The sequence below is a fragment of the Burkholderia puraquae genome (assembly GCF_002099195.1).
In the GTDB taxonomy this organism is placed as follows: Bacteria; Pseudomonadota; Gammaproteobacteria; order Burkholderiales; family Burkholderiaceae; genus Burkholderia; species Burkholderia puraquae.
Genome location: NZ_NBYX01000016.1, coordinates 125,024 through 149,680 on the forward strand (window position 1 = coordinate 125,024; position 24,657 = coordinate 149,680).

13 protein-coding genes are annotated in these 24,657 nt (G+C 60.0%); 7 read left to right on the forward strand and 6 right to left on the reverse strand.

Annotation, left to right across the window (positions count from 1 at the left end; all coding sequences use genetic code 11):
• Positions 1-26: 26 nt before the first annotated feature.
• From B7G54_RS26750 to B7G54_RS26775, 6 genes are all read right to left on the reverse strand, one after another.
• On the reverse strand, positions 27-3,356 hold the full coding sequence (locus B7G54_RS26750; protein WP_085041810.1) for a glycosyltransferase family 4 protein: 3,330 nt from the start codon (positions 3,354-3,356) through the stop codon (positions 27-29).
• 4 nt (positions 3,357-3,360) lie between these two features.
• Entirely contained in the window at positions 3,361-6,051 is a 2,691-nt protein-coding gene (locus B7G54_RS26755) for an FkbM family methyltransferase (RefSeq protein WP_085041811.1), read from the reverse strand.
• Positions 6,048-7,301: a glycosyltransferase family 4 protein gene (locus B7G54_RS26760; RefSeq protein WP_085041812.1), complete on the reverse strand. Its 1,254-nt coding sequence runs from the start codon at positions 7,299-7,301 to the stop codon at positions 6,048-6,050. Before B7G54_RS26760 ends, B7G54_RS26755 begins: the two co-directional genes overlap by 4 nt.
• A 137-nt stretch (positions 7,302-7,438) precedes the next feature.
• Complete coding sequence (locus B7G54_RS26765) at positions 7,439-8,092, reverse strand: ABC transporter ATP-binding protein (protein WP_077055931.1); 654 nt, start codon at positions 8,090-8,092, stop codon at positions 7,439-7,441.
• Entirely contained in the window at positions 8,089-8,883 is a 795-nt protein-coding gene (locus tag B7G54_RS26770; protein WP_077055930.1) for an ABC transporter permease, read from the reverse strand. Before B7G54_RS26770 ends, B7G54_RS26765 begins: the two co-directional genes overlap by 4 nt.
• 12 nt (positions 8,884-8,895) lie before the next feature.
• The gene (locus B7G54_RS26775) at positions 8,896-10,008 is read right to left on the reverse strand and encodes a KpsE/RkpR family capsule polysaccharide export protein (RefSeq protein ID WP_415749533.1); all 1,113 of its coding nucleotides are present in this window, start codon (positions 10,006-10,008) and stop codon (positions 8,896-8,898) included.
• A gap of 487 nt (positions 10,009-10,495) precedes the next feature.
• On the opposite strand from B7G54_RS26775, the gene B7G54_RS26780 reads away from it, so the two are divergent.
• The 7 genes from B7G54_RS26780 (at position 10,496) to B7G54_RS26810 (ending at position 24,636) form a co-directional block, all read left to right on the forward strand.
• On the forward strand, positions 10,496-11,704 hold the full coding sequence (locus B7G54_RS26780) for a capsule biosynthesis protein (protein WP_085041814.1): 1,209 nt from the start codon (positions 10,496-10,498) through the stop codon (positions 11,702-11,704).
• Positions 11,697-12,491 carry an SDR family NAD(P)-dependent oxidoreductase gene (locus B7G54_RS26785; protein WP_085041815.1) on the forward strand — a complete coding sequence of 265 codons (795 nt, stop codon included), beginning with the start codon at positions 11,697-11,699 and terminating at the stop codon, positions 12,489-12,491. Before B7G54_RS26780 ends, B7G54_RS26785 begins: the two co-directional genes overlap by 8 nt.
• A 59-nt stretch (positions 12,492-12,550) precedes the next feature.
• On the forward strand, positions 12,551-14,017 hold the full coding sequence (locus B7G54_RS26790; protein ID WP_085041834.1) for an LTA synthase family protein: 1,467 nt from the start codon (positions 12,551-12,553) through the stop codon (positions 14,015-14,017).
• A 3-nt stretch (positions 14,018-14,020) separates the two neighbouring features.
• Positions 14,021-21,658 (forward strand): type I polyketide synthase, encoded by a 7,638-nt coding sequence (locus B7G54_RS26795; protein ID WP_085041816.1) that lies wholly within the window; start codon positions 14,021-14,023, stop codon positions 21,656-21,658.
• The gene (locus B7G54_RS26800; protein ID WP_085041817.1) at positions 21,655-22,572 is read left to right on the forward strand and encodes a UDP-3-O-acyl N-acetylglycosamine deacetylase; all 918 of its coding nucleotides are present in this window, start codon (positions 21,655-21,657) and stop codon (positions 22,570-22,572) included. The genes B7G54_RS26795 and B7G54_RS26800 overlap by 4 nt, the downstream gene beginning before the upstream one ends.
• Positions 22,573-22,636: 64 nt before the next feature.
• Positions 22,637-23,965 carry an aminotransferase class I/II-fold pyridoxal phosphate-dependent enzyme gene (locus B7G54_RS26805; protein ID WP_085041818.1) on the forward strand — a complete coding sequence of 443 codons (1,329 nt, stop codon included), beginning with the start codon at positions 22,637-22,639 and terminating at the stop codon, positions 23,963-23,965.
• On the forward strand, positions 23,962-24,636 hold the full coding sequence (locus tag B7G54_RS26810; RefSeq protein WP_085041819.1) for a GNAT family N-acetyltransferase: 675 nt from the start codon (positions 23,962-23,964) through the stop codon (positions 24,634-24,636). The genes B7G54_RS26805 and B7G54_RS26810 overlap by 4 nt, the downstream gene beginning before the upstream one ends.
• The last annotated feature ends 21 nt before the right edge of the window (positions 24,637-24,657 follow it).

Genomic DNA, 24,657 nt, shown 5'->3' on the forward strand with positions numbered 1-24,657 from the left:
CGGACGGGGGGTGGCGCTCAAGGTCGTCACGATTCCATTCCATAGTGAAATTCGCGAGACTCGTCAACAAATACGATATCTTTGAGCGCGATTGCAAGCGTCCTAGGATCCGCATCGTTCGGCCGTCTAGCATCCGGAAGCAATAGGCTCAACGTATTAAATCCACCCTTGATTTCAGCAACATCAGTTGAGACTACCAGATCGTCGCCGGATAACTCGCCAGCATAGATTTCTCGCTCGTTCAATAAAACAGTAATCCGCTGAACGTCAAGTGTTTTACATCGAATCTTGAGTCTCTTTTTGCGATCTGTTCCTTTCCAGTTGAAGATGAGGCGTGCGTGGCGTTCCTCTGTCCAGCGGAATTCCTTCTCGGCACCTGAAAATCCGTCCCAAATAAGCTCATTGCTAGAATGATTGTAGACGGAGTTATCCTTCAATTGAGGTAGGGTCGGTCCTATTTCGAAAGAGCGAATGGCGATAGCCAGCAGGCGCACATCGGCGCCTCCAGGACTTTGTGCATCCGGCAATTCGAAGCGAATTTCGTTTTCACCGAAATCAAGATCCCTCATCGAGCAAAAGATTTCGGTATTTGCACCAGAAAGAATACCGGAATAGATCTTTCTCGCGTTCAAGTAGATAGTGACACGTTGCGTACCAAGGGGAGTGCACTTGATGAGGAGAGTGCCTTCATGTTGCCCGCCCCAAAGAAATCGTATGCGAGGCGACGCGGTGCTGCTCCATCGAAAATCGGACTCAGCATCGGAAAATCCGGCCCATTCTAGGCGCTCGCTAGCGTGAGACTGCTTTAACCCTTCGTAAAGATATCCGTGGCCATCGATCGAATATTCCCAATCATCATTCTGAACGATGTTCATGAATTGATCTGCACTCTCACGCCACGTAAGCCATGGCATTTGATCGGCGCGCGGGTGACGGTCGGACTTCTGCAGTTTGAGCCATGTATCGATCGCGTTGGCCATCGTATCCGGCTCAGTATCGTCTTCGAAATAGAAGGCGTGCTCACCAGCAACTTCTTTGAAGACAGGGATATCGCGCGCAATAATTGGCAACTTGTGTTGCGCTGCCTCGATCAGTGGTAGACCAAATCCCTCGCCGGTGGATGCAGCTATCAGACAATCACTGGAGCTGTAGATTTTCTTGAGATATTCGTCACTTATCCCCTGGAGCCAAAATAGGCGCTTGCCATTTTCTTTGTGCGAAAGAAGTTGCTCTGCGAAATCACGCATCCCCCAACCTTCTCGGCCAACAAAAACTAAATTGACATCTTTCGCTTGCTTCCAGAGCTTATCGAAGGCCGCGAGAGCCTGCCGTCCACCTTTGCGCGGTTCAATGGTTCCGACCATAAGAAAAGTTTTTCGTGCGTCGAGCGAACGAAGCACGGACTCGGCGCCTTCCTCAAGTCCTTTGGTCGGAGCGGAATTCTCGATGTCGGCGCCGAGATGGAAATATCCGATTTTGAATTTCGAAGATCGCCGCTCCCCAAAAATATCAAGATACTCTTTCAACTCGTCAGCGACCGATTTCGAGATGCATAAAGCGCCATTTGAAACACTAACGGCATCGGTCCACAAACGGAATTCTCGACAGAGCTCCGGCCAAAACGATTCTGGTTTGAGGATTGGCAGTAGGTCGTAAACGACGTGATATACGGAGATCCCTTTGTTGCGCAAATATCGATTGTGTTCACGATGCGCAATTGCGACGCCAGGATGCAGGTCGAGATAGATTAGAATATCTCCGGCCATGAATTCAATTTCTTCATCATGGGGCGAGACCTTCGCGTTGAATACTCGGCGTGAATACTCGTTTGCGGCGTAAAAGCGCATGTCGCTGGTCGACGTATACGCAAGTTCGACTTCGAAATCTCTAGGATGGTTGTTGACCAATTCTGCCGCGATAGCCCGGACGACGCGCTGAATCCCCGACTTGTAATCGTGCGTAGCAACGGAGCTGATGTCCAGGTAGATCTTGCGCGTTCGCGGAACGGGGAAAGTCTCGGAAATCGAATGAGCAATATCCGCCAGGGCGTGATCATCCAGCTCGGCGGTATGCTTCGCCAATGCATCTATTACGTGTTGAACTGGGTCATCAAATCGGTATCCCTTTGTCCGGGAGATTTGATTCGCGTTTTCAAACACAGTCCATAGCTCTCGCGCTGAACGTGTCCACGAGTAGCGGCTAGCCTGTTTAGGCCCATTTTTCAAAATTTTGCGATAGAGATCAACGTCTGACAAGGCATTTTTTAATTTGAGTTGAATGTCGTCGATCTCGTATGGATCAAACATTGCCGGCTTGAAATTGATAATCTCTTGAATGCTAGAGGTACCAGAACCGATCACGGCCGCGCCACATGCCATTGCTTCGAGTGCAGGCAGTCCGAAGCCTTCATGGGTCGACGGAAATACAAAGATCTTGCAGAGCTTGTAGAGTTTCGGCAAATCATCATCCTCGATAAATCCAGTGAGGATGGTGTTTTCGTAAATTCCGAGCTGTTCGATGCGATTGATGAACATTTGATCCTTTGGGAAGTCCTTTCCCCCAATTACAAGATCAAATGAATTTCGCAAATCTTCAGGAAGTTGCGAGAAAGCGGAAATAAGACGCTCTACGTTCTTGTGCGAATCATTTCCACCAACATAAAAGATGAATGGATTTTTTAATTCGTATTTTTCTAGGATGAACTCCCTTTCCTCGTCGGTAAGGGCGGTGGTATTAAAAACAGCGGAATCGTAGCCGAGTTCAATTGTAAAGACTTTTGACTCAGGAACATCCAGCTTCTCGAGGATGTCCGATCGCGTCGCATGCGAGTCGGCGATTATCAGATCGCTTGCCTTGGCGTACTCTATTTTTTCTGTGTACCATTTTCGGATTCCGGGATCCGATAGGTAGCGATCTTCATAATAGAAAGGTACAAGATCGTGAAGTGTGCTGCAATAAAGCGTCGGATAGACCAATTCATGCACGCTAGTGGGTGCAGACTCATCGAGTCCTTCCTGAAGGTTGGTCGAAAAAATAATGTCTGGTCGAAACGAATTCAAAAATACTTCGCGAATTACGTACCCGGCATATTTCAATGCTTCACTATGGCCTGATCTGGCCGCAGCGTTGAAGAAATTCTGCCAGACGACGATTCTATCACGCGGCAGAATGTCGACAAATTTTGCTCGAATCGAGTCGATGGAATCGGTGAATGTTCCGTTTAGTGCAAGATAAATTTCATGCTGTGGCGCCGCTTCGATGATCATATTTCTGACCAAATTCTCGGTGTAGCGGCCGACACCCCGGTGTCCCGACGACCGAGTTTGCAATCCCTGCATGTCAATGACGATTCGCATCGAATCAAGCCCTCTGTTTTTTTAATTTTTGAAAAATCAATTGAGCGCGAATGGGCAGATTTTGCCCAACTTCAGCGTCTAGCGCGTGAGCCGTAGGTCGACAAGAGTTTTTCTGCTCTTTATCGAATACTGGCATTTGTATGGGTGAATGACTCTCGACGAGAGTTTCGTTCATGGTATCCATAGGCTGCGTGCGCAGCTGCATGGTTGCTAGTCCAGTCGATAGCCGTTCGATATGATCGGCGAGGCCGTTGATTCGTTGCTCAAGATTGAGAAATTTGTCAAAATGGCGCTCCAATTTATCGATCTTTTTTTCCAATCGTGCACCGCGATTCCACCACCGTCGATCACGCTTCTCATTTTTGAGGCGAGCTACCAATTCGCGCTCGAATTCGACACTCGAAGCATCAATATTCGTAGCTTCGGGAGAGGTCTTGATTTCATTGGCCACATGCTCGCGATTGCCGGACCGTTTCAAAACTTCGATGAAGTACTGTTTTCCATCCGGATCTGCAGGGCGTCCCAAAACACGTCGATAAATCGTGTCGACAAAAGCCTCATCAGGCAGAGTGGCTAGTTCGGCGTGGTTGAGATGCGCCTTTGCTTCTTTAGAGCGAACAATATCAGCAAGGATATGAATTTTAGTGTACCCGGAGCCGAGGCGATTCAGGTAAAAATGAAACCCGCTACTGTCCGGTTCGCGGCGGAGAGCGGTGATGAACGCGGCGCGTACGAATTCTTCATCAGGCAATGCGAGCAGTTCGCTGAGCTTCATTTTGGATCGAATGTATTGAGGACTGAGTCGGGTGGCTTCCCTTTCACGGATAGCTGAGCCAGCTGCAGCGTCAAGTGAGTGGAAATTGTTCGACCATGCACCAATCCCTTGGTCGGGAGTGGTTTGAGTTGTCAAATTGGCGGGGCGAGACATGACGAGCCGCGAAATGGCTTGTACCATCGATCGGACGCGTGTGAGGGGATGCACGCGCCAGATGAGGCGTCCGTACCAACTGTCGTGCAGAGCGTCCATCTCGAGCGCGAGATCGCACGCATACTGCCGATAGCGCTCCAATTCTTCGTGTATTTTTTGATGAATTGTCAAAACCGCATCGTTGTCATCTCGAAGAGCCGCGATCTGAGCTTCGAAACTATTCTTTTGCTGTTCTTGTTCGTGCCTGAGCGACGAGATATGTTCGGTCAGCTTATGTTGGTACTCGTTTTCACGTGATAAGTGCTGTGCCTGAATCGTGTCTTCGAGTGCGCGGTGTTCAGTGTTTATTCGTTCGAGTTCTGCGGCCTGGTGTTCGCGCAGCCTTGTTTCACGTAATTCAAATTCGCGGATAGCTGCTTGAAGTTGTTCGGCGTGCGTGCTTTCACTCTCGAGCAATTTCGTCGCGTGAGAGTGTTCGGAAAGTTGGGCATTGTGCCGCATGACGCGCACCAGTTCCGTGAATAGATTTCTCTGGTGTTCTGCGTCGATCTGCATTGAGCTAATCAGATCTGTTGCTGCGTCAAGCTTCTGCTCGAACGCGGACTTCTGCTCGACGATTGTTCGAATCGTCTCCTCGTGTCTACGGTCATGCTCATGCGTGACTTCGACGAGTGCAGTCTTTATTTTTTGCGACTCGCCGGATATGTGCTTGATTGCCGTAGTGAGGGCGTGCTCGCGAGCTTCTGCGATACTCCGCATACGCAAGGCGTCAAATTGCGCGGCGACCAGTTGTTGCTCAGCCGCATGCTTTTGTTCGCTCGCCTCTGCGAGTTCGATTTTATGGCTACGTTCGATTTCCAGCATCAAATCGCGATGCGCGTCCGCCTGGCGTTGAGCATCCGCACGATAGTCGGCGATCCGGTCGTCGAAGTCGCGCTCCCGCGCCAATATTCCCGCCTGCAGTTGACCGATTGCCGTCGCGGTCTCTTGAAGTTGCCTCTCAATGATTTCCTTTTCTTCGACAGTTCGCGCTAGCTGTTGATCATGTGTTTGCTTAATGGAGCGTGTCAGCCAGTGCGCGTTATTGCTGATCTGAAAATCATCGAATATATTCGGCGGAAACGAAAAATAGTGCTTTAACTCGGGATGTGCATTGCTCACGTAGAAATGGTTGAGTCCGTCTTTGTAGACGAGCATGTAACCCTTTTTCAATACGATTTCTTGCCATGCTTCGGATGTATCGACTTGGGTGTTCGGATAAGTTGCCTCGATGACAATTATCCACGGACGGCGTTGCGATTTCTTCCATCCAGACAAGACTTCAAGTTCAAACCCCTCGACATCGATCTTTAACCAATGGATATCGTCGTTGGGTGCGAGATCGAGAAGGGTGTCAAGTGTTACGCTTGGCACGAGGCTGGTGCGCACCGAATAGCCGTGCTTCTCGTGATGTTCATCCGCAATGTCTTTGCGCGCAGTTGACAGCCCGGTGCCGAGTATCTCGTGGAAAGCAGACATGCCAGAGTGTTCGGCAACGAGCGCTTGCACAACGGTCTCGTCAGGGCGCGCGATTCGCAATAGATTTGCGCATTCCAAAGTGGGTTCGACATGTACACCACGCCACCCGTGTTCGTAGAACAACTGGCTAACGGAGTCCTGTGAGGGATGATGTGCACCAACGTCGATGTAATGCCCGGATGGAATATGCCCGAGGCTGCGCCACAGGAGGATGTCCTCAAAATTCTGAGCGTATGTAGTAATGCTCATTTATGTGGTTCGTCGATCAAAGACGCGAGGATGGCCTGTGTCGTGTCAGACCAAGATGGAACCGCGAATGGTTGCAGGGGGATATGAGTGTCAGTCGCGTCGAGCCATCTTGCGATTCGCTTCCCTAGCATTGCAGGTGGCACGCCAGACTCGAAGTAGTCGACCCCTTTATCTTCGTGCAGTCGGAAGATGGGTAAGTCCCGCGCGAGAACCGGCTTGCCATACCCAAGCGCTTCGATAAGGGGCAGACCAAATCCCTCTGCATGTGAGGCCATCAGTACGCCGTCACAGGCGCTGTAAAGTCGTGACAATGCCTCATCGCTAAGGTCTTCTAGCCAGAATAGCAGTTTGCCGTTTAGGGGATGACTGCGCAATTCGTTCTGGAGAGCTTCAGTCTTCCATCCCCTGCGACCAACAAACACGAGATTGTAGTCGTCATGCTCCAGCCAAAGGTGATTGAATGCCGCGAGAATGTCGCTATGCCCTTTGCGTGGCTCGAGTGTTCCGACCATGAGCGCAGTGGGGCGCTGTTCGATATGCTTTAGTAAAGCGTCGAATCCTTCTGGTATACCCATACTTGGGCGACGGGTTGCGAGGTCCCAGCCCATCGGTACGGTATGCGTACGGTAATTGTCCGCGATCCGGAAGCGTTGTGTGAGTTCCTTGCGCAGCGCTTCTTCGACCGGGGGCGAGATGCAATAGAACCCGTCCGCTAGCGATGCAATGACGCTCAGCCACCTGCGAAAGCGAATGACATTCTTGTCGGAGAACCACTCTGGCTTTTGTACAGGAAGGAGGTCGTACATGACGAACCACAATGATCCGCCCCTGCGTTTGAGGTCGGCGAGTTGACGGCGATGGATCCGGACCGTGTCGAGCGCAAAATCCAACCCTAGGAACAAATCGCCTTGACGAAACAGTATCGGCGTGTTCGATGCCTTGACGTCGTTCGAAGGCCAAGTGACAGTGTGGTAAGCAAGTTTGCGCGTTGCACTTACTGCCTGAACGGTCCAGCCGGGCGGAGGGGATTCCAGCAATTGAGTTGCCACAGCGCGCACTACGCGCTGGATGCCGGTACCCGCATCATGGGAATGGATGACGGATATATCGACAAACAACCGACGGCGGGCGTTAGGAGCATGCGCCGGGCGTTGAAAAAGGGTGCGCCGAACGCGCCTGATCTGCCAGGCTTCGAGCCAACTTGGGTAAAGGCAGGCGTGCACTCGCCGTTCGAAGGCTGCCCAGTTCATACACCGCACTTATGCTGAATCATACTGTCGTCACTCGATTTGCTTTGGGGCTCTTGATCAGTAGGTTCAGGAACCCCGGCTATTAATTTGGATAATTCAAGGTCGCTGCAAGGAGGTCACGCCACTACGCGCAATGATTAATTGGTGCTTGCGTGATAGAACTCCAAGGCTTCCTGCACTTCGTTGAATTGATGCAATTTTCCGGCGACAAGCACCGCGGCGCGGCTGCAGTGTTCACGGATATATCCGGCATCGTGACTTACGATAACCAATGATCTATCACGCCGTCGATCAAACAGTTCTCGATGACATTTTTCGTGGAAGCGACTGTCGCCAACAGCAATGATTTCGTCGATTAAAAAACAATCGAACTCAATTGCCATTGAAATCGCAAAGGCAAGTCGTGCGCGCATCCCTGCAGAATAGCTTTTTACAGGCTCGCGCAAATAATGTCCAAGTTCGGAGAACTCTTGTACGAATGGTTCTGCGAGGCGTGAATCAGACCCATATATCCGACAAATAAACCGAAGATTGTCCATCCCAGTTAGACTGCCTTGAAACGCACCGCCAAACGCTAGCGGCCAGGAAACACTCATGGTCCGACGAATTGAGCCTGTTGTTGGCAACTCGGCACCGCTGATCATGCGAATGATGGTAGATTTTCCCGCGCCATTGCGGCCGAGAATCCCAACCTTGTCGCCACGACCTATCTGCAGATTCACTTTATCCAGTATGCGTCGGCGCCCCTGCCGGGTGTGGTAATCTTTGCAAACGTCTTTGATATCGATCATTCTGGCTCCACTCGCCTACTAGTTTCCCGGACAAATGATAGCCCGGCAAAAAGTAGCACCATATCGGAGAGAATCATATAGGCGACATCGTAGTGTGGTTTGACGAGCGATCCGAAATATCCTCCGCGAAGAACCTCGGTTCCGTTGACCATGGGGAGCAGAAGAACGATTTTCTGATACTTTTCTGGAAGCCAGTCAACCATAAAAACAGCGCCAGAAAGAGGGAACAGAAGATAGGCAATGGTGTGCCACACGCGTTCAACTGTTTCGCTCCGTTCTGTAAGTCCGCCGATAATCAAACCAAGTCCGGCTCCAAATATGGCTAGATGAATCCAGCCAAAGAGGACCATAGCAATGTCTTGCGGTGGATTCATGACGCCGATGATGACAAACAAGATCGTCAGGAACGCGAACGACATAGTTGCGCCGGCTATCTCAAGCAGTAGACGAGCCAAGAATAAGTCCAAAACACGGACATTCCGGTGATATAGCAATGCTTGATTGGGTTGAATTGCAAGTGCGCAACGAGCTGCGCAATTGCGCCACATCAGGACGGACGAATAGCCGGTTACCGCGAAGGCGGCAATTGAAACTGAGGCTCCGTGTGTAACTTTGAGAATACTCCAAAGGCTCATGACACCAAGGGTAAACATCATGGGCTCAAAAAATATCCACAGAAATCCAAGATTGTGGCGCCCATAGCGCGTGATAATCTCACGCATCAACAATGCGCCTATAACTCGCCGCTGAATAGCAAGCGATTTAAATAGTGGAGTATTGTGTTGAGTCATTCCGATCCCGCATCAATCGTGATGCTCGCGTACACCGGCAAGGAGCAGCGTCAAGATTCCCCAGGCAATCATTCCCAGTGCAAAGACTTCAAATATTGACCTTATCCGTTTTGGCTCAATTGCGATGTCCGGCGTATTGGGCTGAACAAGTCTTTCGAGATAGAGTTGCTTGCGCTGTGCGTCTGCGCGAGCGTTTTCCAGTGCCGCCATCGTTGATGCTAGTTGCTTATCTGCGAACTGGGCATCGAGTTCGAGTCGAGCGTAATTGGCCGCTTTGTTTGAGAGTGAGGCTTTGCCGCCCGTTACGCCGCCGGTCGCATCTTGAATCTGCTTTTGAATTGACTCAATGCTCGTCTTGAGTGCGGGAATTTGCGGATTTTGTGGTGACAAGGACTGCAGTTGACTCAGTTTTGTTTGTTCGCCAAACATTTGAGTCTGGAGTGCTGAAATCTGCTGCAGCTGTAGTGCGGACTGTCGTTCCGGGTCGAACACGGTATGCGCATTTCGGAATGATGCCAACGCGGCGGCGGCGTCCTTCGCCTTATTCGTGGCCTCGTTGACTTGCTGTTGGGCGAAACGTACAGTGTCCACCGCGGCGCGCTCGTTCATGCGGTTGATCAAGCGCTCGCTCATTTCGAGAAGATCCTCGTTGATTCTGACTGCGTCTTTGGCAGTGTAGGCGCGGATCTTTAAAGTCGTGATCGCAGACGTCGTATCGAGGTCTGCAGTCACGATATGTTTGCCATAGTATTTCCAGAGTGCTTCGAAGCTATCATCAAGACTGCGAGAGAAGTGACTAATGAAATCACCATGGTTCCCGTACGCGTCTGCGATGTAATTATTGTGATTCAGTTCGCGCAGCGCATCACGTGACTGAATGTAATCGATTACGGGGTAGGTGTCGTCTTGGGCGCGCGCGAAACCGGTCCCTTGAAGGAGGGCGCCAACGACGCTGGTCTGGTTTTGGCGTTGAGCGCTGCGAACGACGAAGCGCGACTCCGATACGTAGACGTCCGATGCAACGACGCCGAAGTACACTACGGCGAGGAGCGTGGGGAGCGCAACAGTCAAGGCAAAGAGCTTGTTGGCCCGTAGTCGGTCGACCACGCCTTGTTTCTTCCCCAATTGCGGCCTGGCCGCATTGCTGTTAGGTCCCGTTTCCAACGTGTAACTACCTTATAAGTCTTTCCGAGGCCACGATCATCGAAATGAAGTTCGGCGCAAGCGGCGGAAAGAACCGCAACACGAACAGTTTACGTGGGACTAAAGCGGCAATGGATGTACTGCATCGTCACGCGTTGAGCAAGGGGCGGATTCCCAACTCGATCACGCGCCAAGCTGCTTCGAGCAGCCGTCAGTGGACAATCCAGCCGAGGGCCGCCGAGTATATCTAAATTGCATGACCTCTGCCATCAATGTTGCGGTTCTCGCAACATCACCTGCCGTCACGTTTTATCCATTTTGCCTCCACTTTGACGGTGAGGTATCCTGTCAGGCTGTAGAAGTGTTTCAACTTTGACCAACTTAGACGGATGGACTCGTTTCGGAGGGGGTGCCTTGTTCAGGGCGGCCGGCGCGAGAGTTACCGCTGCGTCGACTTTTTTGCTCTGATATGCAACGTTCCTTCCTGGTTCTACAGGGCACGGCCTCGCCGTTCTTTGCGCGGCTCTCGGCCGTGTTGCGAGGAAGAGGGCATGCGGTGCAACGCGTTAACTTCTGCGGTGGCGATCTGGCATATGCGGAAAGCGGCAATGCGTGGAACTATGCCGGCGCGTTGAGTGATCTTTCGAACTGGTATCAAGGAGTTCTCGGTACCGGCCAGTTTACGGATATCCTCATGTTTGGTGATTGTCGCGATGTTCATCGACACGCGCACCCAATATCCCAAGCAGCCGGCGTGCGCGTTAACGTTTTCGAAGAAGGGTACGTGCGGCCGCATTGGCTGACTTTGGAGCATTACGGCGTTAACGGCCGTTCGAATCTCTCGCGTGACCCCGCTTGGTATCTAGAGCGCAGAAATGTTACGCCTTCATGTCCGGAAGGTCGGTCAACGGGTTATAACCTCTATGAGCGTGCTTTTCATGATATCCGATATCGGGTGGCTAATACGCTATACGCGAAGCGTTTCCCAGGCTACCGTAGTCATCGTCCGACGAATGGATTTTTTGAGTATGCCGGTCTCGCCGCTCGCGCGTGCTTGCAGCGCAAGCACAAGCGTGAGGCAGATGCTCTCACGCGCGAACTGATCGAAACGAAGAGGCCGTACTACGTCTTGCCTTTGCAATTGAATTCGGACGCGCAAATGGTGGTTCATTCACCGTTTGATGGTGTTCGGAATGCCATTGAGACCGTGCTGCGCTCGTTTGCTCGCAGTGCAAGTGCGAATCACTGGCTTGTCGTCAAGAATCATCCCCTTGACACGGGGTTGATCGAATATCGAAGCTACGCGCAGAAGCTTGCGTCAGAATTTGGAATCGCCGATCGGCTCCGTTTCATCGATGCAGGTCATCTCCCCACGCTACTGGAAAATGCGTGCGGGGTGGTAGTGGTCAACAGTACAGTCGGGCTGTCTGCATTGCACCACTGTCGGCCACTCGTTGCACTCGGTAGGGCGATCTATGATATGCCTGGTCTGACTTGGCAGGGTGCGCTCGACGACTTCTGGCGCCATGCTGAACGACCTGACATGAATCTTTACCAGTGTTTCCTCGATTACATCGTGCACCACACTCAGATCAACGGCGACTTTTATACTCGCACTGGAATTGAGATGGCGGTGGCCGGTGCCGTCGTGCGGTTGGAGGCACCGGTAAATGCGTGATGGCATGGTGCACAAGCATATCTCTGTTACCGGTGCCAGTTCCGGTCTCGGCCGTGCGCTCGCTCTTGCGTACGCCCAACCTGGCGTCGTGCTTGGCTTAAGTGGACGGGACGAAGCGCGCCTTGAACTGAGTGCCGCTGACTGTCGTGCACGCGGTGCAAAGGTTGTCACGGCGGCTGTTGACGTCCGGGACGCCAACGCTACGAAGTGCTGGCTTCAGCAATTCGACGACTCACATCCTATCGATCTGCTGATTGCCAACGCCGGTGCGGCAAGTACGCTAAGTGATGCCAATGATTGGGAAGGGCTCGACCGCATCTCTGCAGTTGTCGACACGAATTTCTACGGCGCAATACACACTGTGCTACCTGTCGTCGAGCGTATGCGTGAGCGCAAGCGTGGTCATATTGCGATGACGAGTTCAATTGCTGCGTTACGTGGGATGGCAATTTCGCCCGCATATTGTGCAAGCAAGGCAGCAATCAAGGCATACGGCGATTCCATTCGCCCGTTGCTCGCCCGTGAGGGAATCGGTGTCTCGATCATACTTCCGGGTTTCGTTGAAACGGCGATGAGCGATGTGTTTCCCGGGGATCGGCGATTCATGTGGAGTGCAGACCGGGCTGCGGCGTACATTTGCCGAAAACTTGATGCGAGACGTGCGGAGATTGCATTTCCAGGTCCGCTGGTTCTTGGCATGCGCCTCTTGCCGCTGTTGCCCGCCACGATTGCGGATGCAATTCTCGATCGTCTGTCTTATGTGCCTCGCAAGGTAGATTCAAATTGAGCGGCAGGTTTGGGCCTGCGATTGCGGTCGTCATCGTGCTTTCGTTCGTCCTGGATATCATGGTGAAGCCGCAAGCACCGCTCCGTCGAACTGCGAGATCGTCAGCGCTTCATATCCTTTCTGTAACATGGATTGCTGTCCTCGTGTTGGCTGTTACGTCGCGTCCGAACTTCGCGGCGTTTGTCGCGTTGGCGCTCGTTGGTTTGGTTGTCGCGGTCAGCAATGCAAAATATGAGTCACTGCGCGAGCCATTCGTATTTACCGATCTGAGTCTGTTCAGTCAGTTGTTTTCGCATCCGCGCCTCTATCTGCCGTTCTTGAGTATCGGCAAGGTTGTGGCAATCGTGGTTGGTGTCATGCTCGTGATCGGTGGTTTTGCTGCCGAGCCAGCGGTCGCGCGGAGTTCTACGTGGCTTCTGTTGCTGCTGTTGGTTGTATTGTTCATCGCCGTCCGCATGCTGGCCGCCGGGCTACCCCTTTCCCTCGATCCCTGCGTCGATCAGGCTCGGCATGGCTTCTTTGCCGTGTTTGTTGCATATCTGATGAATGGATTGCGCTCCGCGACCTTCGCAATCCTCCAGCGGGCAATGGTTGCAAGTCCGTTCGGGGCGGGTAGGCCGCAGCGTCGTACTGACGTGATCGTCATTCAAAGCGAATCGTTCTTCGATATTCGTCGTGTCTGCGACGCCGTCGATTCGTCCGGCTTTGTGCAACTCGACCGCGCGCGGCGCGAAGCAGTACACTACGGCGAGTTGACAGTGCCGGCTTGGGGCGCCAACACAATGCGCACGGAGTTTGCCGTGTTGGCCGGAATCCCTTCGGCGGCGCTGGGTTATGCACAATTCTATCCTTACGCGTTCGTACGCCGAGCGTGTATCTCGCTTGCGCGCTGGTTCGCTCGAGCAGGTTATGCGACGTTGGCGATTCACCCGTACTACGCGGATTTTTTTGGCCGGAATCGCGTATTTCCGCTGCTCGGATTCGAACGGTTTCTCGACATCGGGCACTTTAAGGATGCTGCCCGCGCGGGGCCGTACGTTGCAGACGCCGCCGTCGCGGAGGCGGTCATTTCGACATTGAATGCACAGGGCGACAGGCCTCGCTTTGTGTTCGCGATGACGATGGAAAACCACGGCCCGTTGCATCTTGAGCAGGTTTTGCCCGGTGAATCGTCTTCTCGGCATACTCTCGGCGAAGACGCATCCTGGCGCGACCTGACAGCGTATCTGCGACACATTGAAAATGCAGACGCAATGATCGGGCGCTTGCTCGATCATTTGCGTGCCAGCGATCGTGAAACGGTTGTTTGTTTTTACGGCGACCACGTACCCGCATTGCCTCATGTTTTCCAGAAGCTGGGCGTTATTCCGCAACACAGCGACTACTTCATTTGGCGGAATTACGGCGCAGATACTCCCGAATGCCGGAATCTGGTAGCCGAGGAACTCGGTTCGGTACTTTTGCATGTGGTACAAGATGACGGAAATCGTGCGGAAGAGCCGTGCGCATCCGAGAAAGCGACATAAAAGATGAACAGTAAGATTGCAATAATTGGGATCGCTTGTCGGTTTCCCGGGGGCGCAAACAACCCTGGCGACTTCTGGCAACTGCTGCGCGACGAACGCGACGCAGTGACCGAAATCCCCGCCGATCGCTTCGGCACCGACTTCTACCAGCACCCGTCCAAACGCGAACCGGGCAAGAGCTACACGTTCTCGGCTGGCGTCGTCGACAACGTCGCCGGCTTCGACGCGGCGTTCTTCGGCATTTCCCCGCGCGAAGCGGCCCAGATGGATCCCCAGCAGCGCCTGCTGCTCGAACTCGCGTGGGAAGCGTTCGAGGACGCGGGCGTGCGCCCGGCCGACATGCGCGGCAGCAATTGCGGCGTCTTCGTCGGTGCCGCCAGCATGGACTACGGCAACCGCAACATGGACGATCTGAACGTGATCGATCCGTATTCGGCGACCGGCAACACCCTGAGCATCGCGTCGAACCGCGTGTCCTATCTGTTCGACCTGCGCGGCCCGAGCATGTCGGTCGACACGGCCTGCTCGTCGTCGCTCGTCGCGCTCCACCAGGCCGTCAAGGCACTGCAGTCCGGCGAAGCCGACGTGGCGCTCGCAGGCGGCGTCAACCTGCTGCTGCACCCGTTCGGTTTCGTCAGCTTCTCCAAGGCGTCGATGCTGTCGCCGCGTGGCCGTTGCCGCGCGTTCGATGCGACCGGCGACGGCTATGTCCGCTCGGAAGGCGGCGCGTTCGTGCTGCTCAAGCCGCTCGATCGCGCGCTCGCCGACGGCGACACGATCCATGCGGTGATCGCCGGCTCCGGCGTGAACTCGGTCGGCCATTCGCCGGGCGGCATCAGCGTGCCGGGCGCGGCCGCACAGGCGTCGCTGCTGCGCAGCGTGTACGCGCGCGCGGGCATCGATCCGCAGTCGCTCGCGTATCTCGAGGCGCATGGCACCGGCACGGCGGTCGGCGATCCGATCGAGGCGCGTGCACTGATCGACGTCGTGTCGGGCGAGCGCCCGGCGGATCGTCCGCTGCTCATCGGTTCGGTCAAGACCAACATCGGCCATCTCGAGACGGCATCCGGCATGGCCGGGCTGCTGAAGGCCGTGCTGTGCCTGAAGCATCGCGCGGTACCGCGCTCGCTGCACTTCGTCACGCCCAATCCCGGGATCGATTTCGACGGCGGGCGTCTGCGCGTCGTCGATCGCTACATGCCGCTCGATGCGGGCGACGCGCCGCTGACGGTCGGCGTCAACTCGTTCGGCTTCGGCGGAACGAACGCACACGTCGTACTGACCGAGGCGCCGGCTGCAAACGAGGCGTCGACGGCCGCGCCCGAGCCGACTCACGCGCAGTTGTCTCCGCTCGTCCTGACCGCACGCAGCGCGAACGCACTCGGCGCGCTCGCGGGCCGCTATCTGACGGTGCTCGAGAACGGTGGCGACTGGCAGGCGCTGGCTGCCGCGGCCGCACGTCGTCGCCAATGGCTCGAGCATCGCGCGATCGTCGCGCCGGCCGACGCGGCCGAAGGCCGTGCGGCGCTCGCGGCGCTGGCCCAGCCGGTACCGGAAGGGCTGCCGGCGTCCGTGGCGACCGGCCAGGCCCCGGCCGACGCGGTACGCACCGCGCTCGTCTTCTCTGGCAACGGCTGCCAGTGGGTCGGGATGGGCAACGAACTCTATGCGGAGAATGCCGTATTCCGCGCGGCGCTCGACGAAGTCGACGCGCTGTGGTGCGCCGACGGCAGCCCGTCGCTCGTCGACGTGATGCGCGGCGGCCCGAGCGCGGAATGGCTGGCCGGCGCGGGCGCCGAATGGCTCGCCGCGACGGAGAACGCGCAGCCGCTGCTGTTCGCGATCCAGGTCGGCATGATTCGCGTGATCGACGCGCGCGGGATGCGGTACGACGCGGCGATCGGCCATAGCGTCGGCGAGATTGCCGCGGCGTGGGTGACGGGCGCGCTGTCGCTCGCCGACGCGGTTTGCGTGATCAAGATCCGCAGCCGCGCGCAGGCGATGACCCGCGGCAGCGGCCGGATGGCGGCCGTCGGCATCGGCGACGCGGCGGCGCGCGAGCTGATCGCGCGCCACGGGCTGGCGCGGCGTGTCGAGATCGCCGGCATCAACAGCCCCGATGCGGTGACGCTCGCGGGTGAACTGCAAGGCTTGCAGGCACTGGAGGCCGCGCTGCGCGGCAGCGGCAAGTTCTTCCAGATGCTCGATCTCGACTACGCATTCCACAGCAGCCACATGGATCGCATCGAGCCGGTCGTGCTGGCCGAACTGGCGAGCCTGCGGCCGCAGCCGGGCAACGGCACGTTCGTGTCGACCGTGACCGGCGGCGCGCTGGCCGGCACCGAGCTCGATGCCCGCTACTGGTGGCGCAATATTCGCGAGCCGGTGCGCTTCGGCGACGGCATCGCGCATCTGATCGAGCAGGGTGTCCGGCTGTTCGTCGAGGTCTCGCCGCATTCGATCCTGCGCACGTACGTGAAGCAGGCACTCGCGGCCGCCGGCGCGACCGGCGTGGCGCTGCCGACGCTCAAGCGCGATCACGGCAGCGCGGCGACGCTGCGGCATGCGATTCTCGCGGCGATCGCGCAAGGTGCGAGCGTCGATCCCGACCGCTTCGCGCCGGGCGAATCGCACGCTGCATTGCCGTCCTATCCGTGGCAGCGCGAGCGCTTCTGGCTGACGCCGACCGTCGAAGGCTACGGCCTCGTCAACCGTCGACGCGAGCATCCGCTGCTCGGCTATCGCCTGCATGAGCACGCATTCGCGTGGGAAAACCAGCTCGATCCGGCGAAACTGCCGATGCTGGCCGATCACGTCGTCGATGGCGGCGTGGCATTCCCGGGTGCGGGTTACGTGGAAATGGCGCTCGCTGCGGCACGCGCCTTCTTCGATACGCCGGATGCGGCACTCGAAAACGTCGAGATCCGCACGCCGGTGGTATTCCAGCCGCAGCAGGCGAAACTGTTCCGGCTCGTGATCGAGCCGCGCACCGCGACCTTCACGATCGAGACGCGCGACCGGATGTCCGACGGCGCATGGACGCTGAACGTGACGGGGCGGATGCTGGAAAGCGGCAACGCGCTCGGCGATGCGAGCGTCGTGCCGTCCGACGCGCTCGATCGCCTGCTCGCGCTGCCTGCAGCCGACGGCGACACGCTGTACGCAAACACGGCAGCTATCGGCCTTGCCTACGGGCCGGCGTTCCGCTGGGTCCGCAGCGTGCGGGTCGGCGCAGGCGACGGCGCGGCGCTGGCCGATGTCGCCGCGCCGGCCGTATGCGGCGATGCGCGGGCATTGTCCGCCTATCTGCTGCATCCGGCGCTGATGGACAGCGGGTTTCATCCGCTGTTCGCCTTGCTGGCGGCGCATGCGCGCGAAGGCGAGCATCCGGCCTACGTGCCGGTGCAGATCGGCCGGGTCGACTATCTGCGCGGCGACACGGTCGAGCGGGTGCTCGTGCGAATCGACCGGCACAGCCCGCATTCGATCGTCGCGCATTTCGAATTTCTCGACGCGCACGGCGCGATCGTCGCGCGGCTCGGCGCATGCCGGTTCCGGCGTGTCGATCTCGTCGGCCGTCGGCAGAACCTGCCCGCGCGCTTCGTCTACCGCCTTGAAGAAGTGCCGCTGCCGGGTGATGTCGACGCAGCCGGTTTGCCGGCTCCCGACGCGCTGCTCGCGCAGTCCGTCGCGCGGCTCGACGCGGCCGGGCACGACGGGCGCCGGACGCAGCATCTGACCGAAATCCTGCCGCTGCTCGATGTGCTGGCAAGCCTCTACGCGCTCCGCGCGTTCGATGCGCTTGGCGCATTCGAAGGCACGTGGCAGCCGGCGGCCGGGCGCGAGGCGCTGGCCGCGCGTCTTGCCGACATGCTGGTCGAGGACGGCCTCGCTCATCGCGATGGCGTGCTGCTCGTGCGCGACGACGCGGCGTGCGCGGCGTTGCCGCCGCTCGACGAGCTGTGGCGCGGGCTGCTGGCCGAATCGCCGGGGCACGTTGCCGAACTGACGCTGCTCGCGCATTGCGGCGCGGCGTTGCCCGACGTACTGGGCGGCACGAAGGACGGCGCGCGCTTGCTGTCGCCGACCGGGCACAGCCTGGTCGAACAACTCCTTGCCGCATCGCCGACGTGGCAGCACGTGCACGCGCTGCTGACTGCCAGCGTCGAGCAGGCAGTCGACGGATGGCAGCCGGCGCGCCGGTTGCGTGTGCTCGAACTGGGCGCGATGGACGGCGACGTGCTGCAGACGCTCGGCATGCATCTCGCGGCCGCGCGTTGCGATCACACGATCGCAGCGACGGCCGGCCAGCTGGCCGGGTTCGACGCGGATGCGGAAGCGGCGGTGCGCACGGTTGCGCTGCAGTCGGGCGAGCGGCTGTCGCTGGCGGCCGACGAAGCCGGCCCTTACGACCTGATCGTCGCGAACCGCGCGTTGAGCGGCCGTCACGATGTGGCCGACGCGCTGCAGGCGATGCGGTCATGGCTGGCGCCGGGTGGATTGCTGCTGCTGGCCGAGTCGCGCCGCGGCCGTTTCTCCAACATCGTGTTCGGCGCGCAGGCAGCGTCGACGGAAGCCGACGCGCCCGTGCCGCTGGCGCCGGCGGACCTCGATGCGGCGCTCGAACGTGCGGGCTACGTCGATGTCGTTCGGCACGTCGAGCAATCGCTCGATCTGGACGGCACGCCGACGTTCGTCATTGCGCGCAACGCCGCGGGTGCCGTTGCCGCGCAACGCGGCGACGATCCGAGCGATCTCGATACGCTGGCACGCAGCGAGCAATGGCTCGTGATGCATGCACCGGATGCCGCCGGCAGTTTCGGCGGGCGGCTGGCCGATGCGCTGGCGCGCGCGGGTTATCCGGCCGATATCGTCGACGTCACGCACGCGGCCGATGCGATCGCGTCGTTGCCGGCCGGGCAGCCGGCGCATGTCGTGTTCTGCGCGCCGGAAACGCCGCTCGCCGAAGCGGCGACGGGGGACGGCCTGATGGCCGCGCAGCGTAACGGCGTGATCGCCCTGGCGGCGCTCGTTCGCGCGCTTGGTGCGCAGCCAAACGCGGCCACGCGGCTGACCGTCGTCACGCGTGGCGGTGCGCCATTCGCCGGGGCCGCGAATGCGCATCCGGAACAGGCAACGCTGTGGGGCCTCGGTCGCGTGCTGGCGAACGAGCATCCCGAGCTCGCGTGCCGCCTGATCGACGTCGATCGAGCGGCGGACCGGATCCCCGACGCGCTGATTCGCGAGCTGACCGGCGCAGCGGTCGAGGAAGAAGTCGTCCTGGGTGCACACGGGCGGCAGGTGCCGCGCATGCTGACGGCCGCGCAGGCCGCGGCCCGCAACGATGGCGCAATCGCGCGTGCGGCCGTGCTCGCGTTCGACGCGCCGGGCTCGTTGCGCAATCTCGAATGGTTCGCGTTGCCGGAAAGCCCGCTGGGTGACGACGAGGTGGAGATCGAGCCCGTTGCCACCGGCCTCAATTTCCGCGACGTGATGTATGCGATGGGGCTCTTGTCCGATGAAGCGGTCGAGACCGGCTTCGCGGGCGCGACCATCGGCATGGAATTGTCCGGCCGCGTCGTGCGGGTGGGCAGCGCCGTAACCGAATTCGCGCCGGGCGATGCGATGCTCGGCTTCGCGCCGGCTTCGTTCGCGACGCGCGTCCGGACGCGCGCGCAAGCGATCGCGCTGAAACCCGAGCGCCTGTCGTTCGAGGAAGCGGCGACCGTGCCGACCACGTTCTTCACCGCGTATTACGCACTCGTCGAACTCGCGCGTCTGCGTCGTGGCGAGCGCGTGCTCGTGCACGGCGGCGCGGGCGGCGTCGGGATCGCCGCGATCCAGCTCGCGCGCCACTTCGGCGCGGAAGTGTTCGCGACGGCCGGCAGCGACGAGAAGCGCGAGTTCGTGCGCCTGCTCGGCGCCGACCACGTGCTCGATTCGCGCAGCCTCGCGTTCGCAGATGAGATTCGTGCGCTGACGGGCGGCCAGGGCATCGACATCGTGCTGAATTCGCTCGCCGGCGAGGCGATGGTGCGCAGCATCGATACGTTGCGGCCGTTCGGGCGTTTCCTCGAGCTCGGCAAGCGCGATTTCTACGAAAACAGCCATATCGGGCTGCGGCCGTTCCGCAACAACATCAGTTATTTCGGTATCGACGCCGACCAGCTGATGGGGGCGCTGCCGGAGCTGACCGCACGCCTGTTCGGCGACGTGATGGCGCTGTTCGACGCAGGCGTGCTGCATCCGCTGCCGTATCGCGCGTTTCCGGCCGAACGGGCGGAAGATGCGTTCCGCTACATGCAGCAGGCGCGCCAGATCGGCAAGGTGCTCGTGACCTATCCGTCCGGCACGCCGGCTCCGACGCGCGGCGTCACGCGCGCGAGCTCGCTCGCGCTCGATCCGCATGGCGCGTACCTGGTGGTCGGCGGCACGGGCGGGCTCGGTTTCGCGAGCGCGCGCTGGATGGTCGAGCGCGGCGCCCGCCAGCTGACGCTGGCGAGCCGTTCCGGCGAGCTTGCCGGTGCGGCGCGCGAGGAAGTCGAGCGCTGGCGCGCGACGCTCGGCGTCACGGTCGATGTGGTGTCGTGCGATGTGTCCGACGCAGCGGCGGTCGATGCAATGATCGACGCGATCGTCCGGCGCGGCAGCCCGCTCAAGGGCGTGCTGCATTCCGCGATGTCGATCGACGACGGCCTCGTGCGCAATCTCGACGATGCGCGCATGGCCGCGGTGCTCGCACCGAAGGTGGCCGGCGCGTGGAACCTGCATCGCGCGACGCGCGCATTGCCGCTCGATCTGTTTGTGGTCTATTCGTCGGCGACGACCTATCTCGGCAATCCGGGGCAGTCGAATTACGTCGCGGCCAACACGTTCCTCGAGGCGCTCGTCGAGCATCGTCGCGCGGCGGGATTGCCGGGCACGTTCATGGCCTGGGGGCCGCTCGAGGACGTCGGCTTCCTCGCGCGCCACGCCGATACGCGCGAGGCGTTGCAGTCGCGGATCGGCGGTGCATCGATCACGTCCGACGAGGCGATGGTCGCGCTCGAGCGCGCGCTGGTGGCGGGCGCGGCGGGCGAAGCCGTGGTCCGGCTCGACTGGCACGCCGTGGCGCGCGGGATGCCTGCCGCGAAGGCACGCCGGTATTCGCTGCTGCAATCGCATGCGAAGGGCGGCGATGCGCGCGACGGCGGCACGCAGCTGCGGGAAGAAGTGCTGGCGTTGCCGCGCGACGAAGCGATCGCGCTGGTTGCCCGGACACTGCAGGCGCAGATCGCACGGATCCTGCACATGACGCCGGATCGCATCGCGCTCGATAAATCCGTGCTCGACATGGGCATGGATTCGCTGATGGGGATGGAGCTCGGCCTCGCGGTCGAGGAAGCGTTCGAGGTCAAGCTGTCGGTGATGGCGATTGCCGAGGGCGCGTCGGTGACGACGCTGGCCGGACGCATCGTCGATTCGATCGGCGCGTCGACCGATGCCGATGCCGACGCCGGTTCCGCGACGGATGCCGCGCACGAAGCTGTCGCGGCGCTTGCCGCGAAGCATGCGATCGACGGCGAAGCGCGCGCGATGCTCGATGCGCGGGCGGCGCCCGTCGCGGGCCACGCGTCGCCGACGCTGGAGGTCGCGCGATGAGCGCGCCGTCCGGCTGGGCGACGCGTCAAGGCACGCTGGCAGGTCCGCTGGCGATCGACGGTCACGGGCTGCACACGGGGCGCCGGGTGGGTGTGCGGATCCTGCCCGCGCGTCCGGAAGACGGCGTGACGGGCATCGCGTTCCGTCGCGTCGCGCAGGGGCGCACGCTCGCGACGCTGCCGGTCGATCCCGCGCTGCGCCGCGCGCAGCCGCTGTGCACGATGCTGCGCAATGCCGACGGCGTCGGCGTTCGCACGGTCGAGCACCTGCTCGCTTCGCTGCTCGCGTGCGAGATCGATCACGCGATCGTCGAGATCGATGCAGAGGAAGTGCCGATTCTCGATGGCAGCGCGGCGCCGTGGGTGGACGCCATCCGCGCGTGCGGCCGCGTCGCGCTCGCTGCGCCGAAACGCTTCATCCGCGTGCTGCGGCCCATCGTCGTCACGGACGGCGAGGGCGACCAGCGGCGCGAAATGCGGATCGAACCGGCGCCGCGTTACGAACTGAGCGTGCGCAACGACTTGCGCGGCTTCGGCGACATGCACTGGGACGGTGCGCTGACGCCGGCCGCCTTCGCGACTGAAATCGCGCCATCGCGCTCGTATGGCCGCGTGAAGTGGGCGGTCCCCGCGATCGTTGCCGGTTATCTGCGCGGGGTGCCGATCCTGCGTGGCGCGCGGCCGTCGTGCACGGCGTCCATCGTCGGCAATCGCGTGCTGGGCGGGATGCGGCTGCCGGAGGAGTTCGTCCGGCATCGCGTGCTCGACCTGGTCGGCGATCTCGCGCTGGCCGGCGCACCGCTGCTGGCGCGCGTGAGCGCGCTGCGGCCGAGCCACGAGATGAATTTCCGGTTGGTGGATGCGCTGCTGGCCGAGCCCGATGCGTGGCAGTGGGCCGAGTTTCCTGACGCGTGACACCACGCTTTTTCACGATGCGCGGCGTAACATAGCGTCTTTTCGAGATAAAGCGAAGGAAGCAATGGCACTGGGAGAGCATCTTCGCCAGCAACTGGCGGCGAAAGCGCTGAAACGGCAACTGGAGCGCGCGACCGATGCAGCCGCGGCACCGGGTGTGCCCGGCACGCCGGCCGCGCAGACCGCATCGGCGCGCAGCCGCTTCGAATCGATGCCGCAGTATCAGCAGGTCCGCATCATGCGCGAGATGGGCGAGAAGCTGCGCGTCGACTCGCCGTTTTTCCGCGTGCACGACGGCGTGGCCGGTGCGACGACGCAGATCGGCGGCCGCGAGTACCTGAACTTCGCGAACTACAACTACCTTGGCCTGGCCGGCGATCCGGGCGTGTCCGCGCGCGCGAAGGCCGCGATCGACCGCTACGGCACGTCGGCCTCCGCGAGCCGGATGGTTGCAGGCGAGCGTCCGGTGCAGCGCGACCTCGAGCGCGCGCTGGCCGCGTTCTACGAGACCGACGACTGCGTCGCGTTCGTGAGCGGGCACGCGACGAACGTGACCGTGATCGGCGCGCTGTTCGGCCCCGGCGACCTGGTCGTCCACGATTCGCTCGCGCACAACAGCATCGTGCAGGGCGCGCAACTGAGTGGCGCGAAGCGGCTGAGCTTCGCGCACAACGACTGGCAGGCGCTCGACGAACTGCTGTCGCGCGTGCGCCGCGAATACCGGCACGTGCTGATCGCGATCGAAGGGCTGTACAGCATGGACGGTGATTTCCCCGACCTGCAGCGCTTCGTCGACGTGAAGACACGCCACGGGGCATTCCTGCTGGTCGACGAGGCCCATTCGCTCGGCGTGCTTGGCGCGACCGGCAAGGGCATCCGCGAGCATTGCGGCGTCGCGCCCGACCAGGTCGACATGTGGATGGGCACGATGAGCAAGACGCTGGCTGGCTGCGGCGGCTTCATCGCCGGCTGCCAGCCGCTGGTCGACATGCTGCGCCACCTGGCGCCGGGCTTCCTGTACAGCGTCGGGCTGGCGCCGACGCTCGCCGAAGCGTCGCTGGCCGCGCTCGAGCGCTTGCAGGCCGAGCCGGCGCGCGTCGCGCAACTGCAGGCGCGCGGGCGGCAGTTCCTGACCGAGGCACGCGCCGCCGGGCTGAATACGGGCACGAGCGCCGGGTTCGCGGTCGTGCCGGTGATCACGGGGAGCTCGCTGAAGGCTGCGCAGTGGGCCAATGCGATGTTCGACGAAGGGATCAACGTGCAGCCGATCTTCTATCCGGCCGTCGAGGAAAAGGCGGCGCGCCTGCGCTTCTTCATCTGCTCGACGCACGAGCCGGAGCAGATCAGCCGGACGGTGGCTGTGTTGTCGCGTCTCGCGGGGCGCAGCGCATGACGCTGGCCGGCGCGTTCGCGCAAGCGGCTCCGCGCGCCGGCGAGCGCGTGCGGTTTCGTGCGGCCGATGCGGGTGACGCGGCGGCGTGCGCGCCGCTCGTGTTTGCGTCCGGCGTGGCCGAATTCGGGTTCTTTCTCGGTGAAAGCGACGCGCGCTGCATCGCCTTCCTGCAGCAGGCGTTCCGGTCGCGTCATGGGCGCTTCTCGTGGCGCCGGCATCGTGTCGCGGTCGCCGACGATGGCGCCGTGCTCGCCGTGATGGCGATTCACGACGGGCAGCAGACGAGGTTCGACGACGTGCATGTCGTGTGGGCACTCTCGCGCTTCTTCGGCGTGCGCCGCACGATTGGCCAGTTGTTGTGCGGGCTGATCCTCGAAACGGAAATTCCGGCGCCGAAGCGCTCGCAGATCCTCGTCGCGCATTGCGCGACCGACGAGCGGCAGCGCGGCACGGGGATCTTCAGCGCGTTGTTCCGCGACGCGCTGGACACCGGCGCATTGCCCGCCGACGGCAGCCGTGACGTCGTGCTCGACGTGCTGACGCGTAACGGGCGGGCCCGCGCGCTTTACGAACGGCTCGGGTTTGCCGCACTGCCGCGGCCGCGCGCCCGTTCGCGCCGGCTGCCGGCCGAACTCGATTCGATCCGGATGGGGTTTTCGCGCCGCGCCTGAGGGTGTGTATGGTGCCTGCCG

What these genes read in the sequence shown, in the direction of transcription:
- B7G54_RS26750 (WP_085041810.1), bottom strand. Translation starts at nt 3,356, where the DNA reads ATGCGAATCGTCATTGACATGCAGGGATTGCAAACTCGGTCGTCGGGA.
- B7G54_RS26755 (WP_085041811.1), bottom strand. Translation starts at nt 6,051, where the DNA reads ATGAGCATTACTACATACGCTCAGAATTTTGAGGACATCCTCCTGTGG.
- B7G54_RS26795 (WP_085041816.1), top strand. Translation starts at nt 14,021, where the DNA reads ATGAACAGTAAGATTGCAATAATTGGGATCGCTTGTCGGTTTCCCGGG.
- B7G54_RS26800 (WP_085041817.1), top strand. Translation starts at nt 21,655, where the DNA reads ATGAGCGCGCCGTCCGGCTGGGCGACGCGTCAAGGCACGCTGGCAGGT.
- B7G54_RS26805 (WP_085041818.1), top strand. Translation starts at nt 22,637, where the DNA reads ATGGCACTGGGAGAGCATCTTCGCCAGCAACTGGCGGCGAAAGCGCTG.
- B7G54_RS26765 (WP_077055931.1), bottom strand. Translation starts at nt 8,092, where the DNA reads ATGATCGATATCAAAGACGTTTGCAAAGATTACCACACCCGGCAGGGG.
- B7G54_RS26780 (WP_085041814.1), top strand. Translation starts at nt 10,496, where the DNA reads ATGCAACGTTCCTTCCTGGTTCTACAGGGCACGGCCTCGCCGTTCTTT.
- B7G54_RS26760 (WP_085041812.1), bottom strand. Translation starts at nt 7,301, where the DNA reads ATGAACTGGGCAGCCTTCGAACGGCGAGTGCACGCCTGCCTTTACCCA.
- B7G54_RS26810 (WP_085041819.1), top strand. Translation starts at nt 23,962, where the DNA reads ATGACGCTGGCCGGCGCGTTCGCGCAAGCGGCTCCGCGCGCCGGCGAG.
- B7G54_RS26770 (WP_077055930.1), bottom strand. Translation starts at nt 8,883, where the DNA reads ATGACTCAACACAATACTCCACTATTTAAATCGCTTGCTATTCAGCGG.
- B7G54_RS26790 (WP_085041834.1), top strand. Translation starts at nt 12,551, where the DNA reads ATGGTGAAGCCGCAAGCACCGCTCCGTCGAACTGCGAGATCGTCAGCG.
- B7G54_RS26785 (WP_085041815.1), top strand. Translation starts at nt 11,697, where the DNA reads ATGCGTGATGGCATGGTGCACAAGCATATCTCTGTTACCGGTGCCAGT.